This window comes from Lapidilactobacillus concavus DSM 17758 (assembly GCF_001435835.1).
Lineage (GTDB): Bacteria > Bacillota > Bacilli > Lactobacillales > Lactobacillaceae > Lapidilactobacillus > Lapidilactobacillus concavus.
This window is the reverse complement of sequence record NZ_AZFX01000094.1, coordinates 31,492-47,103: the sequence shown is the minus strand read 5'-3', so window position 1 is coordinate 47,103 and position 15,612 is coordinate 31,492. Positions and strand designations below refer to the sequence as shown.

The following is a 15,612-nucleotide window of genomic DNA, read 5'->3' as shown; positions in this document are numbered from 1 at the left end:
ACGTTATCGCCAACTTTTAGAAACAGAAAGCCAAGCTGAGAATGGACAGCTAATCAAATGACGATAATAAAAGTAAAAAAAAAGCCCAATCATTGGGATTATGGTTAGAACTAAATGCGAAGGATAAGTTTTCAACTGATTTATGAAGAAAGTGTAAATTTTAATTGAATTTTTTATGAACTTCAATTCTTGGGTTTATCACTTTCAGCCTCTTACGGTTCATTTTAACAGCTTTTGTTTTTGAATACAATTTTAGCGTGCATCTTTAATTTTTGGTATCTCGTCTCTTGTCCCGAACAATTTGGAATGATTTCAAATTGTAGGTGTATTCGTTATCATTTCGATTAATTTTTGACCCAGATTGTGCTATGATGACGATAATTCTAAAATCCATGATGAGGTGTATTGTGGGACAGACAACAGCAAAACGAATCACCTTTATTGCACTAATGGCGGCCTTAGCAAGTTTGGGCAGTCTAATGACGATCTTTTTACCAAACTTTTCAATGATCCTCGCTTTTTTCTTACTAATCACGACTTTTTCCGGCTTTTCGACGGCCAGTTTAGTCATGATCATCACGATTTTAATTTCCAACCTACGTACAGGCGGTATCGGGCCTTGGACGATCTTCCAACTCATTAGTTACTTATTGATTCTTGGTCTCTGGCAACTGTTCCTAACTAGCCATTTCAGCAACCGTGTGACTTTACAAGTTTCAATTGCTGCGCTGTTGGGGTTCAGTTTCGGTTTTTGGAACGCTATTATGACGGTCTTGTTCTATCATCTTCCTCATTTTGGCATCTACTACGCTCAAGGGCTCTACTTCGACCTCTCGCTGTGTGTAGCGACCGGCATCTTTTATGGTCTTTTTCAACACAGCTTGCTGCCACTTCTTAATCGAAAAATTCCAGAACTTGCCAAAGGGAGATGACGTCGATGAGGCACGATCAACTCAAACAACAAATCATTGATGTGAGTAAAAAAATTGGCATCGACAAAATTGGCTTTACGACTGCCGATAACTTTGAGCACTTACGCCCAAGTTTACTCGCTCAGAAAGCTGCTGGGCACACCACCGGTTTTGAACATCAAAATCTAGACGAGCGTTTGAATCCTGACTTGATTTTTGATCAGCCGAAATCCATTATCGCCATCGCCTTAGCTTATCCCACAAGAATGAATCAGCGGCCAGAACGGACGGCTTATAAACGGGGGCAATTTGCACGCGCTTCTTGGGGAATCGACTATCATCGCATTCTTGACGAAAAGATGGCAGCCTTGATTGAGACGATTCGCGAGTTAATCAGCGCTGAACCATCGATTACTTTTAAGCCGATGGTTGACACGGGGGAATTAATTGATGTTGCCGTTGCCCAGCGCGCTGGCCTTGGTTTCATCGGGCGAAACGGTCTGTTGATCACAGAGGAATTTGGTTCCTACGTTTACTTGGGTGAAATCATCACAAATATCGACTTTACGCCAGATCAGCCGATTGCAAATCAATGTGGAACTTGTCGTCGATGCATTGAGGCTTGCCCGCCTAGTGCGCTACTGGGCGATGGTCGTTTGAACGGACAACGCTGCTTATCTTATCAAACTCAGACGAAGGGTTTGATGGATCCTGAATTTCGCCCGATGATTCGCAATGTAATCTATGGCTGCGACATTTGTCAGATTGTCTGTCCATTTAATAAAGGCAAGAACTTTCATTTTCATCCCGAAATGGAGCCAGACCCCGAGGCCGTCATGCCAGAATTGGTTCCCATGCTCACAATGAGCAATAAGACTTTTAAACTCAAATTTGGGCCAATGTCCGGATCGTGGCGTGGTAAAAAGCCACTTCAGCGCAATGCCATCATTGCCCTAGTCAATCTAAGAGATCGTAGTGTCATTCCCAAGCTGCTCGAAGTCATTGATCACGATCCACGACCAGTTATTCGAGCAACTGCCGCTTGGGGCGTTGCCGAATTGTCGGATTTACAAAATCAGGAACTGTTGCAATTTTTAAAGAATGCAAAAGCACGTGAGGATTCTGCAGAAACAGATATTCTCAACGAATATCAACAGGCAATCGATAAATTAGTTCGCTTGCCAAAATTACCGCAATCACCCGAAAACTAGTTGACTTTCAATAAAAAATTTAGAGAGACAAATTTTCTTGAGACTAAATAAGTGCCCCATCATTGTGGGATATGATCTGCCCCAAAAAGTTAGACCAAAAATCTAACTTTTTGGGGTCAGGATAATACCACAACGATGGGGCACTTTAGATTGAGGCTGATTTCAGCGATTGATTGATACCACCAGTTTTGATGTTTCCGCTTTGCAGGTAGCCATTGATTCACTCACCCATTTAGTCAACACTGTCTGGCATTTGATTCTTGACGTAAATGCTGCTGCTCTGATCTTTGTGACTAGTCAATTGGGTCCATGCTGAATTGACCTCATAACTCTCCTGAGATTTAACCCCATCTTGAGTCGTCAACGTCAAGGTCAATTGGCTTGGATCATTCTGTGCCAGCTCTGCCGTAAACGTCCCACTTTCGACTGTATTGGTCTGTGTGCTAAATCGTTGATAATGACCATCGGGATCGAAATTTGTCGTCAAACGATCAGCAGCATCCTCATCCGTATTCATCCACGTTCCAACCAATTGTTGTGCTGGCGTTTGTGGTGTGGTGTTGATGACATTAGACATCTCTGTTTTAGCAGATTGCGTCAGATTCTGAATCTTACTTTTCGGCGTAAATTCACCAAACCCGACAATATACAACTTTTGATCATTATCACTGAGCTTCATGCCTAAATAATTGCCGATGCCACCAATTGCTTGATCCAGACCATGTAATTTCAATAAGAGTTGCTTTTGATAGGCACCAGCTAGCTGAAATGTCCCACTTGCAGGCGAAGTACTCGTCGACTGATAGGTCCACTTGCCATCATTGCCAAATGAAAAAGTCATGCCATTGGTACTCTGCCATTGACCAATCATCTGAATCGTCGAAAGATCAGTTTTTTTAAGTTGACTCGACTTCACACGTGCAGATGATTGGCTGGCGCGACTCGACGTTTTCGCTTGCTGCTCATTTTGACCACAACTGGCAAGTAAACAAACGCTAGCTAAAAGTGTCATGATCAAACTAACTTTGTGTTTCATGATTGAATCCTCCTTCAGCGTGATCAATTAATAAATCGTCTAATTTTGTTAAGGAGATTTGGCCCGGTGCCGATGCAATTCCGACCGCGCCGAAGCTTAGAACTGAGCCGAATACTGATCCAACTGAGCGTGAGACCTGGCCAGGTTCACCCATGCCCATCGTGATGAGTGAAATAGGTGTGTGGGCACTGACCTGTAATGTCGCGTTCAATAATGATAACATTTCTTGATCGTTATGAACGGCGACCGCTAATTTGACGACGTCGCTGGGTCGTGCCCATGCCAACAGCCGCTGCATAGCGGCCACGGAATCTGTGTAGGTCGAGTGCTGCAAGTTATGATGACTCAAAACCAGTGACCCAGAATGAAGCTGCCACAATGTTGTCCTAGAAATATTAGGCGGTAATTGCGCAGGCATCACATCCAACAAGTCAGCCTCTAAATGCGCAGAGATGAATTGTAATTGTTGCCAATAATCTTCGGCCTTCAGTGCTAATTGGCCACCTTCTGCTCGTGTTCGTAATGTCAACAACAGCGGTTGATTGGGAAAACTAGCACGCAAATACCGGTTGGCACGTTGTAGCGTCTCAAGCTGGTTCAGTTGTCCGACTGGCCAATAATCTAATCGCCACTCAATCAGCAAGGGGTGACGCAGTTTAATCTGCTGAATCGCCTCACACTGTGTCATCAACGCCTGCATAGTTGCTGCGGTGATCGAAACGCCGAGCCATGGTGAGCTAGATGTGAAATCAAACCGTCTCATTGATCGCCTCTAGACTATTTGGACAACATTTTTTGCCACCATGATTTTTTCTTACCATCATGAGCTTGATCGGCATCCTCATGATCAGCAGCAACCGTTGCTGGCGTTAGATCGGTCGATGTCTCACCTTTGCTAGGATCTGCTTGCTCTTGTTCGTCTTCGAAAACCAACCGGTGCGTCTCAACTGCAGTTGATTGATCATCAGCTGCAGCCGTTGGTTCCGTGAATTTCAAATCCGATTCAGTTTTTTCTTTCGCTGGTGCCTCAGTCGTTGGTTCAACCTTAGTGACTGGCGCAGCCGAGGTTTCAGTTGGTGCTTTTTTCTCGCTGTCGTCAACTTTCTGAAGGGTTGATTTCCCTGCCTTGCCGGCTTTTTTGAGGCTTTTGTCACCCTTCGCGTCATGGGGATCAGTCGCAAGCTTGGGAGTTGTATTTGGTTGTTCGATTTGATCGAGTCGCGCACGTAGTTGATCGACTTGAGCCTGCAGTTGTTTAACCGATGTTTGGAGTTGCTTGACTTGAGCATTCAATTTCTGATCGGTCACTGCAGGCATTTCTGAGCCACTTTCTTCGGTAGTCACAACAGCTTGATGATCGCCAAAAATATGTGCGGCCGCTTTCTGCAGCGTTAAATTTTCTTCTTTGCTATAATCAACAAGATGTTGAATATCTTGTAAATTCTGTTCGCTGTATGCCCGCACGTTCTGGTGATTACGCGGGAAATAATTGGTATCATGAGCCGCCTCTTCAATGAGTAGCGAATATTTACGTAGCGTTGGAACACTAATATGTAATTTTTCGGCAAGCTGTGAAGGGGTATAGGTAACGTCTTGTTTTTGATTGTCCATATGAACACTCCTAATGTAATGTGAAGTTGCGATGATTGATGAGTTAGGCGATGATCTGTTCAAAACAGTTGATAAACAGTACTCACGTGATGAAAGACACCGAAATGGGTTCGCGACACTCTGCTTTCATTATAAGCGCCGTTATAACGTCACGCAACAATCACGACGGAATTATCGAAGATATTTCTAGGTTGGTCACCTCATTTGTCACGAACAATGCTAGAATGTAGTTAATCGATTTCGAGATCACGAAATCAATAGAATGATAAATGGAGACTTCTTGCGTGACAAATAACGATTTACTGACTAACTTACTGATTATTTTAATTACTTTTATCGTGGCGTACTTCTTCGTTGCTGCAGAATTTGCCCTCGTTCAAACACGAACGAGTCAAATAGAAGACCAAATGGAACAAGGTTTAGGTAATCGAGCTAAGCTTACACGAGCCTTAAAAATGGTTCAGAATCTAAATGAGTACCTTTCGACCACTCAGGTAGGGACAAGTCTGACTGGTATTATTTTGGGTTGGATCGGTGAAACAACAATTGAACAGTTACTCGTTGATTTCTTCGGCTGGACTCACTTTGCTTCTGGCAACACACTGAACATCCTTGGTGCGGTCCTTGGTGTGATCATCTTGACCTACTTAGAAGTCGTCCTGACAGAAATTGTGCCTAAAAACATCAGCATCGATTTCCCATTGAAGATCTTAATGGCCGTCGTGACACCACTCTACTGGTTCCACACCATTTTTTATCCCTTCGTTTGGTTACTGAACACCTCTGCATCGCTCATCGTGCGTCTCCTCGGATTACCCGTCGCCGACGAAGAGAACGAGGTCTTCTCGCAATCAGAAATCCTACGCTTATCAAAAATCGCCGTTTCTGGGGGTAGCCTCGATAAAAACGATCTACTTTACATGGAACGTGCGTTTGATCTGAATGATCGTGACGCGAAGGACATTATGACCGATCGCACGCAACTGACCGTGATCGATGTTTCCCAGAGCACCGAAGAAGCCATGGGTGTTTACTTGAATGAAGGGTATAGCCGCATCCCCGTGACCAAAAATAACAATAAAGACAATTTGGTGGGCTATATTTATGCTTATGATATCGTTCAACAAGTTGAACAAGGTCATGGTAAATTAGCAATCAGCCATATTTTACGTGCGTTGATCAACGTACCGGAAAGTATGCCGATCCACGAAATCTTGAGCCTCATGATTAGTAAGCAAACGCCAATTGTTGTCGTGGTCGATGAATACGGTGGTACAAGCGGTATCGTCACTGATAAAGACATTTACGAAGAGTTGTTCGGATCTGTTCACGATGAAATCGATGACGTTTCGGATGAATACATCATTAAGCAGCCCGACGATTCGGTTAAAGTCAACGGTAAAACGACGTTATACGATTTTGAACGCTTCTTTCGCTTCAAAGTTCCCGAATTTCAAGACTCTGATATTATCACCATCGGCGGCTACTTCATGGAAAATAATCCAGAATTAACAGTTGGTGAATCAATTCAATTGGGTGGCTTCAACTTCAAACTCATCGAGATCGAACACGGCTTCATGAACTGGTTCAGCGTTACTAAAGTCGTTGCCAACTTAACGCCGGTCAGCGATGACCTTTCAGACTAAGTGTCATTTTTTACACGGCCTGATTTTAAAGTTAGTTGATCAGCTCACGCCTGCTTTTTGAATTTAGGACTAGGCAAACACATCTTTTTGCGCTAAACTAGTCTTATTCACGGGCCTGTAGCTCAGTTGGGAGAGCGCCTGCTTCGCATGTAGGAGGTCATCGGTTCAAGTCCGACCAGGTCCATTTGACATCGAATAAGAACATTTTTCAATTTTAATAAATGCCTTAGAATCAACATTTGTTTAGCTATAACTAATCGAGGACCCACTAAAAAACACTAGATTATCAAATTAGTTGGACAAAAGTATTTTTAAATAATTGTTGTCTATTAACTGATGGACCAGCTTTTTAATACGAAAAAACCGCCGACCAATTTAGGTTAGCGGTTATTTTTTTAAACATCTAGACGATCTCTTAACGCTTCAGTCAAAACTTCGGAGAAATTCAAATTTTCTTTTTTACCAATGATCATTTTGAAATACCCAATATGGGAACGATATGGCAATGGAAACATCAATATGATCTTCATGGATATGAGGGTCCATAACCTCGTGATATCAGAGATAAAAAGACGATTTCATCATTAACGATGAAATCGTCTTTTTTAATTTAATTAGCTTTTTAACTCAACCGAGATGATTGAGTGCTAAATCCTTATGAAAGAATACCGAATTGATAACCATGTTGTTTGTAATAGTCGATAATCTGAGGCAGAATCTGTAACGAAAGTTCTTTGCCAACCGAGTCATGGATCAAAACAACTTCCACGTTAGATTGTGGGAATGAAACGAGTGTCTTTGCATGGTACTGCAACATTGCTGCCGCTGTCTTTGGACCAGAGGCGCCTAACGCGTCCCCAACTGCTGCGTTCCAATCCATCCATGTAATACCTTCTGCACTTAAATTGGCATCAGAAGCCGCTAACCCTCGCCAAGACATGTGGCCGCCTGGATAGCGCCAAACTTTTGAATCAAATTTAGGGCCAAGCACATTTCTCATCGCCGATAGGGTTTGATAATATTCGCGAATGGCACCGCCGGAATTACCGGGTGCATTAAAATTATACGGATGGGTGAAACTGTGAATCGCAATGCCATGACCACTTTCATATTCCTGTTTCAAAACCGGTGCCGTCGTCGAATTAATGGTGTTCCCAACGATGAAGAAAGTCGCATGGACGCCATATTGCTTCAACGTCGCCAGCACACGCGGAGACATACTCGTGTTGACACCATCATCGAAAGTCAGGAAAACAACCTTATGATTGATCGACGTCTTCGCACCTGTCATTGCCACGTGGACTGTCGACGCAGGATACGCATAGGCGTTCGCTGAGGCGATGTGATTCGTACCACTTTGTGTTGCAGCCACAGTTTGGACAATGGCGGATGAACTTGACGAACTGCTTGAAGAAGCACTGATACTGGGCGAACTGCTACTTGAAGACTGGCTTGAGCTAGACCTAACAGATTCCTCGGCAGCCTTCTTCGAACTCGAGTGATGCTTTAGTGATTTTGCTGTCTTCGAAGAGGAAACTGCTCCCTGCTGCTCTGTTCGATTAAAACAACCCGAAAGTCCGGCCACCCCTAAACTAAGCGCTGCGACAGCAAAAAATAAGTTACTTTTTTTCATTCGTGTTCCCCCCTTGAATACTGAATGAAGCTTTGAAGCCAAGAGAACATTGATTCACCCAAAATTTTAGTCCAAACATGATGGACAACATATGACATTTTGACGCATCCTGTCATCTTTGCTTCATCAGAATTGTAACACATCATCCCCTGAAAGCGGCTTAATTTGTCCGATGCTTTAAGTAAACTTTAGGTTAACCTTGATGACCGTTTTTCGTTCCTGAACACCACAAAAAAGCGTCCTAGGAAGTCAATGCACCCTACTCGCTGCACTGATTCTGATCGGACGCTTGTTTTTAAATGATGGCGAAACGATAAAACCTAAAATTCACTCAGTTCTCGCAAGTCATCGGTTGGGCGTACCCAGTCGCTCAACTCGTGTCGATGTTGGAATCGTTTGTAACCTTCAACGACGATCATTGGGATCACCACACTGATCAAGATGACCAGCCAACTCGCGATTGGCATCAGGACAACGCCGAAGATATTGGCAAAGATTGGCGTTAATCCAACGATGAATAAAGCGAGAATCGTACCGAAAATACTGAAGGTCAGCACAGGATTGCTGGTGAACGTTCGCCGACTCATCGGTTGACGAGACTTGATCGGGAAAATATCGATCGCCGAACCTATCGCAAGAACGAAGAACAGCATCGACATGCCTAACACGATATTGTTATCACTTAATACAAATCTACCAAGCGCATAAACACCGAGAATCAAGATCACATAGGTAGCCGTTCGCACGGCCACTCGCTTACCTAGACCCATTTGCCAGATACCAACATGACGTTTGATCGGTGGCAGATTCATGATGCCCGGTTCCGCAGGCTCTTGACTCAAGAAGAAGCCCGGAATCCCATCGGCAAGAATATTGATGATCAACATTTGCTCAGCGGTCAGTGGCGCGCCCCAGCCAATCAGAACGGCTAATAACAACGTAAAAATCTGCGAGAAATTGACTGAAACTAAGAACTCAACGGCTTTCAGGATATTTTGATAGACGGTGCGTCCTTGACGAACTGCAGCGATGATCGTTGCAAAGTTGTCATCGACTAAAATCATATCCGCTGCATTTTTTGAGACATCGGTGCCCGTAATACCCATCGCAATCCCGACGTCGGCTGCTTTAAGTGCCGGTGCGTCATTAACGCCATCGCCGGTCATCGCGACCACTTCACCTCGCTGCTGCCAAAGTTTAACGATTCGTAGCTTGTCACTCGGAGTTGTCCGGGCAAAAACACGAACGTCGTCAATTTTATCAAGCAATTCAGTATCCGACATTGTCGCCAATTCGTCGCCTGAAATCACCAATTCATTCGCCTGCAGGATGCCAATTTCAGTTGCAATCGCACGTGCCGTCTTGACGTGATCGCCAGTAATCATCACGGTTCGAATGCCCGCTTGATGCGCTTTCCGAATCGCTACCGGCACTTCTGGACGCGGTGGATATTGTATCCCCACAAGACCAAGTGGTTCTAAGGCCGTTGCTTGTTCCGCCCAATTTTTACCAGGATAGGCGTCAAAGATCTGGTAGCCAGCGGCCAAAACCCGTAAGCCTGATGCGGCCATCTGGTCGTGGCCGCGCTGTAACGTTTGTTCTAATCGTGGACTGGCAAACTGCAGTCGATCAAATGCTCCCTTGACGACGACCAAATATTTATCCTGATAAGCGTGTAAAGTTGCCATCGATTTCTTTTGCGAATTAAATGGATCTTCATCGAGTTGTGGATATGTCGTCAGAACACGTTCTGCAGTGGGACCAACTTGCTGCACAAATCGCAAGACTGCTAACTCAGTTGGGCTTCCCACATCTTCGTGGGCATCAGCCGTCAACTCCGCACTTGTCGCCAGTGCCCATAATTCAAACCATTCAGAATCACGCTGTAAGGCTTCTTGAGCGTCTTGCTGATTGGTGTGAAGCATTTTACCTTGCGGCGTCCAGAAACGCACGAGAGTCATTTTATTCTGGGTTAACGTACCAGTTTTATCCGAAGCAATGACGGTGACGTTACCAATCGTTTCTACAGCTGCGATTTGACGGACGATTGCATGTTGCTTTGCCATCTGACGCACACCATAGGCCAAACTGAGCGTAACGATCACCGGCAGTGACTCTGGGACGGCCGCAATGGCTAAACCAATCCCGATCATCACACTATCCGCCCAGGAATCACCATACATGAGTGTCGCCATTAAGATTGAAATCATCCCGCCTAAGACGGCAATCACGGATAATCGCATCCCCAGCGAATTCAGTCGCTTTGCTAATGGTGTCTCCTGCCGAACCGTTTCGTTGAGCATGCCAGCAATTTTACCCATTTCAGTCGCCATGCCTGTCGCAATCACGACTGCCTTGGCATTACCCTGCAAAACTGAAGGACCAGAAAAGATCTGTTGCTGGCCGGCATCAGCGTTGGCAGACGTGCGCTTTTCAACTGGCTCACTCTCACCCGTTAAAATCGCTTCTTCAACTAATAAATCTGTAGATGTGATTAGCTGGGCATCAGCTGCTAGGGTGTTGCCGGCCTTAACAAACATGATGTCCCCAGGCACTAGCTCTTGCGCATCGACTTGTTGCCGCGCACCATGACGAACGACCTCAACCGTTTGGGTCGTCATAGATTGTAAACTCGCGATTGCCTTTTCGGCGCGACCTTCTTGCAGTAAACTGATGCCTACATTGATTGCGACGATGGCCGCGATCACCAGCGTTTTCGTCCAACTACCGCCACTCGTCACTGTTAAATAAGCAGACAACACCACGGCAAAAATTAAAACTAGAGACGTGATATCTTTCAAATGACGAAAAATGCGGACAAAAATATTTGCACGTCGTCGTTCAACTAGCTGATTGCGTCCATTTTGTGTCATTCTTCGTGCCGCTTCCGCGTGCGTCAGCCCTGTCTCCGTATTCGTTTTTAAGTCCGTTAACCATTGTTCCGTCGTTCGTGTTTCAGTTCGATCCCCCATGGCCAGCCGCCTTTCTCAATGATCTCTCAAGAATTTGACATGGTAAAACACATGCAAAATTCTCTGCAAGATGATTATATCGAGATTGTGCTGAAAGACTCAATCAAAACAGACGTTATCAAATGACAATCACTTCATACTCGCTTGATGATTTTTCTCCGCAAGACATGCAGCAATACTCAAAAATAATGATTGATTCTGAAAAAACTAACCTAGATTGATGACCTGATCAAATTGATTCTCCCATTCTGGACTGATGTGATGTGCTACCTCGATCACGGTTTGACCAGGTCGGAAAAATTCTTGGTGAATCTCGTCAGCCAGTTTTTCATCCAATGCCGAAGTCGCCTCGTCCGCTAATAAGACCGAACGATGATGTAAGAAAGCACGGGCAATCTCCACGCGCTGAATCTGACCACCGGATAAGTTGTGCCCAGACTCACCCACCTGATAATCCCAACCTTTTTCAGCAATCAAGTCAGTTAAATGCGCCCGTTTTGCTGCAGCGGCCAGTTCCTCATCACTAAAGGATTCCCCCAGCGTTAAATTGAAGCGTAACGTTTCTGCAAACATAAAGGGTGTTTGTTTGATCAAACTGAAATTCTCAATCAGCTGCTGTGCGGGTAGTTGCGCTGCATCTTGGTCATTGATTGTGTATTGTCCCGCAACTAGCGGCACCTCGCCTTGCAAAGCATGTAGAATCGTCGTTTTACCAAAGCCGGAAGGTGCCTTGAGCAAGATATGTTGTCCTGCTTTCACAGTTAAATCAAAGTCTGAGATAATGGTTTTCTCTCCTCTGACCAAACGCACTCCAGACAGTCGCAGTTCGTTAAAATCCGCCGGCGAGATTGGTACTTCTACTTGTTTTGACTGTGGATGAGCAGCCTCGATGCGTTTCAGAATCTGGCGGACCGTATTGCGCTTATTAATGGCGTTCATGCCACTCAGCAATGGATTCGTGATCGAATTTGATAACTGCACGACGCCGATGAATCCAGCGACCGTTAATGCACCAGAAATAATTCGGGCAATCCCCATACCAAAAGGAAATAAAAGCCCAATGGTTAACGCCAAGTAGCTCATAACGACTTCCGTATGTTCCACCAGCGTATTCATCTTTTTGACACTAGTTTCTAATTCCTCACTAGCCGTCGTCATTCGCGCTTTTGCCATCTGATTTGCCTGATAAGTTCGAACCGTATCAAGGCCCGTTAAGATATCCTTTAACCAGCTCGTATAATGGGCATTCTGAGTCGTCCAAGCCATTGACACACGATCAATCGGTTTTTGGGCGATCCCGGAAATCACTACTGGAAATAGTGATCCCAGTACAAAGATTAACGTCGTCAACCAATCAAACCAGATCCCACCAGCGATGGCAAAAATTGCGGTCAAACAATTTTCTAGCAATGTTAACTCACTCTGGATGCCGTTGGTCTCGAGTAGCTTCAAATCATTCGTCATGAACGAAATCGTCTGACCATTATCAGTCGACAAGGGCTCATCATCGATGATCTGCGCCGTCATTCGTCGCTTGATCGTTAAGTTTACCTGCTGTACGACTTGATTACGAATGGTGGCGTGAAACCAATTCATTAGTGATATTATCGTGAATCCGCCGATTGAAATCCCCGCAGCTCTCAGAAAACGTCCCATATCTCCAGCAGTTCCGGCAGCGATAAACTCACTTAAGATCACCGCAATAAAAACCATCTGACCTGCAACAAAGAGGTCAAAGAATATCAACAAAAAGAATTGCCATTTACGTCCGTATTTCCAAATAATCATCTGTTCCACCTCATCTTGGTCATCAATAATTGCAACATTGACTCACCTAAATTTGTAATTTCATTATAGCTGGGTTAAAATTTGATGAATCAGAATTTTCGTATACGAAACGTGAAGGTGAAATTAATGTCAAAAATTCAAATTGGTGCCGCCAGTGAGGCTACCCACACCTCTCCCAACAACACCGAATCAGTGTCGCCACAACTAGGTGAACTGGTCAGAGCAGTTCGGCTCAGTAAAGGACTGACACTTGCTGAGATTGCCGACGAAAAAATCTCAGCCGCCGCATTATCTAAATTTGAAAATGGTAAGGCCGATTTAACACTGACAAAATTTGTGCATTTATTGGAACGCCTGTGGATCACGCCCGAAGAGATGATCTACCGTTACTTTGAAAACATGCCAACTGAAACATTTAATTTCAACGGCTATCCGAGCCTAGGAAATTTATTGACTCGCTGGATGCCTTTTGATCGTGGCGTCACCTTTTCAGATCAACCAGAGGATCAGGCACAGACCGACCAGGCTTTTCAACAATATATTTCGCTGGCCCGTCAGCGTGCCGAACAATCGACGGATCGAATCGTCCAACTGGCATTAGACTTTTGGCAGATGATGCAGCAATTCACGATTGATCTCACACAAGGTCACTTCGGGTTACCACAACCTCAGTATGTCAATCCGGTGCTCCGCTATCTCAATCAGCTTGATGACTGGACCGAGTTTGACCTTTTTTTGTTCACCGGCTTTTCCATTGGCATGACCGATCAGCAGAGCTTGTCCTTGTTTAAGCTCGTCTTATCGCGTGGGCAAAAGTATTTCCACTTCCGTTCAGAACAAGATCTCCTTTTTCGCTTAATCGAAAATCAATTCAATCTGATGATGGGTCATCAAAATTACGAACTGGCTGAATATTATCTCTCGACGTTCCATGAGAACCTTGAAAAAGCAAATAATGCCAGCAATCATATCACCTACTTATTTGATCGCGGCTGGTTCAACCTGCGTGCCGGCAATCCTATCGATGGTGAACGCGATTGTCAACAGGTCCTTACAGTTGCTCGTTTTCTTGATCTCTCGGATCTTGAAGCTGATTTTAAATGGCGATTACATTTCTTTCAGACTCACCCAAGTAACCAAGATTGGAAGACTGTCCAAATCTACCTCAACTAATTAATGTCGCTGTACGACTTCGTTCCGCGTTTTTCAAGTGATGGCCACAGGTCTTTCGTTGACTTACACCCCCTTTCTTGCGTATAATTCAGGCAACTTCAATCAACTTAATCAAACCATCAAGGAGGCAGATTGCTATGGTAAAATATGAGAACTTACCGGAATCCCTCGCCGCAATTCCTGAGACGAAATACGCTGAAAGAATCGCAGATTTCATCAAATGGGTACAGGCGGAATTTCCCAACCTACAATTACGCCTTGCCTGGAATCAGCCCATGTTCACTGACCACGGCACATTCATCCTTGGCCTTAGCGCCGCTAAGAATCACATGGCAATTGCCGCCGAAGATCGTGCCTTCACAAAATTCTTACCTGAAATCGAGGCCGCTGGTTATCCGCACACTAAACAACTCTTCCAAATACCTTGGACCGCCACGATTGATCATGACCTTTTAAAACGTCTGATTCGATTCAACATCGATGATAAAGCCGATGTGACAACGGTCTGGCGTTAATTTAAGACCAACTTTTCTAAGCCAAAGGAGGGGCAGAGATGACTAATTCTCGCCTTTATCAAATGTCATTTGCGAAGATCTATCCACTTTACGTTCAAAAAATCGAACGTAAAGGGCAAGACATCGCCGATCTAAACAAAATCATCGAGTGGCTGACCGGTTATGACGCCACCACGATTCAATCGAAGATCGACCAGGATGTCGATTTGGAAAATTTTTTTGAAGCAGCAATGATTCATCCAAATGCCCAGTTGATTACCGGCGTTATCTGTGGCGTTCGCGTAGAAAATATTGAAGATCCATTGATGCAAAAAATTCGCTACCTTGATAAACTTGTCGATGAACTCGCCAAGGGCAAGGCAATGACTAAGATTTTGAGATCATGATTTAAGACACACAAATACCCCATCTCGTTCACCACTGAAACGAGATGGGGTATTTAAAATGTCATTCAAATGAATCAATGTTTAAAAATTAGTCGGTAATCTCAATCGAAGTCATGACAACATCTTCTTTAGGTTTGTCTTGCGCATTTCGAGCAACAGCACTGATTTCTTTAACGACATCAAGACCAGCGAAGACTTGACCGAAAACCGTATGACGATGATCTAGCCAAGGTGTGCCCCCGTTCTTGTAAGCTGCAATGATCTCGTCTGGGTATCCAGCAGCTTGCATCTGGCTAACCATCTGTGCGGGAACATTCTCATTTGAAACGATGAAGAATTGGCTACCATTCGTATTTGGGCCGGCATTAGCCATTGACAAGGCTCCCTTGATGTTGAAAAGTTCGTCAGAAAATTCATCTTCGAACTCACCACCAAAGCTACTCTCGCCACCCATCCCAGTGCCGGTGGGGTCGCCACCTTGAATCATGAAATCAGGAATGACACGGTGAAAAATAATCCCGTTGTAATAACCTTTTTTAGCAAGCGCAATGAAGTTTGCCACAGCTTTGGGTGCTTGTTCAGGGAACAACCGAATCTTGATCTCACCATGGTTGGTTGTGATCGTCGCAATTGGGCCTGTCGTTGTTGCGGCATCTAATTGTGGAAATGACATGAAATACCTCCTAGAGTTAACCTGTAAATTTAAACCTGAACCTATCTTACCATAATC

At 44.5% G+C, this 15,612-nt stretch carries 13 protein-coding genes and 1 tRNA gene; 7 read left to right on the top strand and 7 right to left on the bottom strand.

The window, feature by feature from the left end:
* Positions 1 to 407 precede the first annotated feature (407 nt).
* Both FC15_RS08350 and queG read left to right on the top strand, forming a co-directional pair.
* Positions 408 to 932: a hypothetical protein gene (locus tag FC15_RS08350; RefSeq protein WP_057825720.1), complete on the top strand. Its 525-nt coding sequence runs from the start codon at positions 408 to 410 to the stop codon at positions 930 to 932.
* A gap of 5 nt (positions 933 to 937) precedes the next feature.
* Positions 938 to 2,122 carry a tRNA epoxyqueuosine(34) reductase QueG gene (gene queG, locus FC15_RS08345; protein WP_057825717.1) on the top strand — a complete coding sequence of 395 codons (1,185 nt, stop codon included), beginning with the start codon at positions 938 to 940 and terminating at the stop codon, positions 2,120 to 2,122.
* Between the two features lie 232 nt (positions 2,123 to 2,354).
* On the opposite strand, the gene FC15_RS08340 is transcribed toward queG, so the two are convergent.
* From FC15_RS08340 to FC15_RS08330, 3 genes are read right to left on the bottom strand one after another with little or no spacing between them, the layout of a single operon-like run.
* Entirely contained in the window at positions 2,355 to 3,158 is an 804-nt protein-coding gene (locus FC15_RS08340) for a hypothetical protein (RefSeq protein ID WP_057825715.1), read from the bottom strand.
* Entirely contained in the window at positions 3,142 to 3,921 is a 780-nt protein-coding gene (locus tag FC15_RS08335) for a type I 3-dehydroquinate dehydratase (protein ID WP_057825713.1), read from the bottom strand. The genes FC15_RS08340 and FC15_RS08335 overlap by 17 nt, the downstream gene beginning before the upstream one ends.
* A 14-nt stretch (positions 3,922 to 3,935) precedes the next feature.
* Positions 3,936 to 4,769: a MerR family transcriptional regulator gene (locus FC15_RS08330; protein WP_057825711.1), complete on the bottom strand. Its 834-nt coding sequence runs from the start codon at positions 4,767 to 4,769 to the stop codon at positions 3,936 to 3,938.
* A 284-nt stretch (positions 4,770 to 5,053) separates the two neighbouring features.
* On the opposite strand from FC15_RS08330, the gene FC15_RS08325 reads away from it, so the two are divergent.
* Both FC15_RS08325 and FC15_RS08320 read left to right on the top strand, forming a co-directional pair.
* Positions 5,054 to 6,415, top strand: coding sequence for a hemolysin family protein (locus FC15_RS08325; RefSeq protein WP_371861345.1), 1,362 nt, complete (start codon positions 5,054 to 5,056; stop codon positions 6,413 to 6,415).
* Positions 6,416 to 6,526: 111 nt separating this feature from the next.
* Positions 6,527 to 6,599, top strand: a tRNA-Ala gene (locus FC15_RS08320).
* A 471-nt stretch (positions 6,600 to 7,070) separates the two neighbouring features.
* On the opposite strand, the gene FC15_RS08315 is transcribed toward FC15_RS08320, so the two are convergent.
* The 3 genes from FC15_RS08315 to FC15_RS08305 all read right to left on the bottom strand — a co-directional run bounded on the left by FC15_RS08315 (position 7,071) and on the right by FC15_RS08305 (position 12,808).
* Positions 7,071 to 8,048: a polysaccharide deacetylase family protein gene (locus FC15_RS08315; protein WP_057825707.1), complete on the bottom strand. Its 978-nt coding sequence runs from the start codon at positions 8,046 to 8,048 to the stop codon at positions 7,071 to 7,073.
* Between the two features lie 320 nt (positions 8,049 to 8,368).
* Positions 8,369 to 11,020, bottom strand: a complete 2,652-nt coding sequence (locus tag FC15_RS08310) for a cation-translocating P-type ATPase (RefSeq protein ID WP_057825705.1) — start codon at positions 11,018 to 11,020, stop codon at positions 8,369 to 8,371.
* 207 nt (positions 11,021 to 11,227) lie between these two features.
* The gene (locus FC15_RS08305; RefSeq protein ID WP_057825703.1) at positions 11,228 to 12,808 is read right to left on the bottom strand and encodes an ATP-binding cassette domain-containing protein; all 1,581 of its coding nucleotides are present in this window, start codon (positions 12,806 to 12,808) and stop codon (positions 11,228 to 11,230) included.
* A 126-nt stretch (positions 12,809 to 12,934) separates the two neighbouring features.
* On the opposite strand from FC15_RS08305, the gene FC15_RS08300 reads away from it, so the two are divergent.
* The 3 genes from FC15_RS08300 to FC15_RS08290 all read left to right on the top strand — a co-directional run bounded on the left by FC15_RS08300 (position 12,935) and on the right by FC15_RS08290 (position 14,882).
* A complete protein-coding gene (locus FC15_RS08300; protein WP_057825701.1) occupies positions 12,935 to 13,981 on the top strand; it encodes an Rgg/GadR/MutR family transcriptional regulator in 1,047 nt (348 codons plus the stop codon).
* A 137-nt stretch (positions 13,982 to 14,118) separates the two neighbouring features.
* Entirely contained in the window at positions 14,119 to 14,496 is a 378-nt protein-coding gene (locus FC15_RS08295) for an iron chaperone (RefSeq protein ID WP_057825699.1), read from the top strand.
* Positions 14,497 to 14,534: 38 nt separating this feature from the next.
* Positions 14,535 to 14,882 (top strand): DUF2200 domain-containing protein, encoded by a 348-nt coding sequence (locus FC15_RS08290; protein WP_057825697.1) that lies wholly within the window; start codon positions 14,535 to 14,537, stop codon positions 14,880 to 14,882.
* Positions 14,883 to 14,970: 88 nt separating this feature from the next.
* Here FC15_RS08290 and FC15_RS08285 read toward each other — a convergent pair whose 3' ends face one another.
* Positions 14,971 to 15,555 (bottom strand): peptidylprolyl isomerase, encoded by a 585-nt coding sequence (locus FC15_RS08285; protein ID WP_057825695.1) that lies wholly within the window; start codon positions 15,553 to 15,555, stop codon positions 14,971 to 14,973.
* Positions 15,556 to 15,612 lie beyond the last annotated feature (57 nt).

Bases quoted from the DNA above. Each gene is read 5' to 3' on its own strand.
- queG (WP_057825717.1), top strand. From the start codon at position 938: ATGAGGCACGATCAACTCAAACAACAAATCATTGATGTGAGTAAAAAA.
- FC15_RS08340 (WP_057825715.1), bottom strand. From the start codon at position 3,158: ATGAAACACAAAGTTAGTTTGATCATGACACTTTTAGCTAGCGTTTGT.
- FC15_RS08335 (WP_057825713.1), bottom strand. From the start codon at position 3,921: ATGAGACGGTTTGATTTCACATCTAGCTCACCATGGCTCGGCGTTTCG.
- FC15_RS08330 (WP_057825711.1), bottom strand. From the start codon at position 4,769: ATGGACAATCAAAAACAAGACGTTACCTATACCCCTTCACAGCTTGCC.
- FC15_RS08315 (WP_057825707.1), bottom strand. From the start codon at position 8,048: ATGAAAAAAAGTAACTTATTTTTTGCTGTCGCAGCGCTTAGTTTAGGG.
- FC15_RS08310 (WP_057825705.1), bottom strand. From the start codon at position 11,020: ATGGGGGATCGAACTGAAACACGAACGACGGAACAATGGTTAACGGAC.
- FC15_RS08305 (WP_057825703.1), bottom strand. From the start codon at position 12,808: ATGATTATTTGGAAATACGGACGTAAATGGCAATTCTTTTTGTTGATA.
- FC15_RS08300 (WP_057825701.1), top strand. From the start codon at position 12,935: ATGTCAAAAATTCAAATTGGTGCCGCCAGTGAGGCTACCCACACCTCT.
- FC15_RS08295 (WP_057825699.1), top strand. From the start codon at position 14,119: ATGGTAAAATATGAGAACTTACCGGAATCCCTCGCCGCAATTCCTGAG.
- FC15_RS08290 (WP_057825697.1), top strand. From the start codon at position 14,535: ATGACTAATTCTCGCCTTTATCAAATGTCATTTGCGAAGATCTATCCA.
- FC15_RS08285 (WP_057825695.1), bottom strand. From the start codon at position 15,555: ATGTCATTTCCACAATTAGATGCCGCAACAACGACAGGCCCAATTGCG.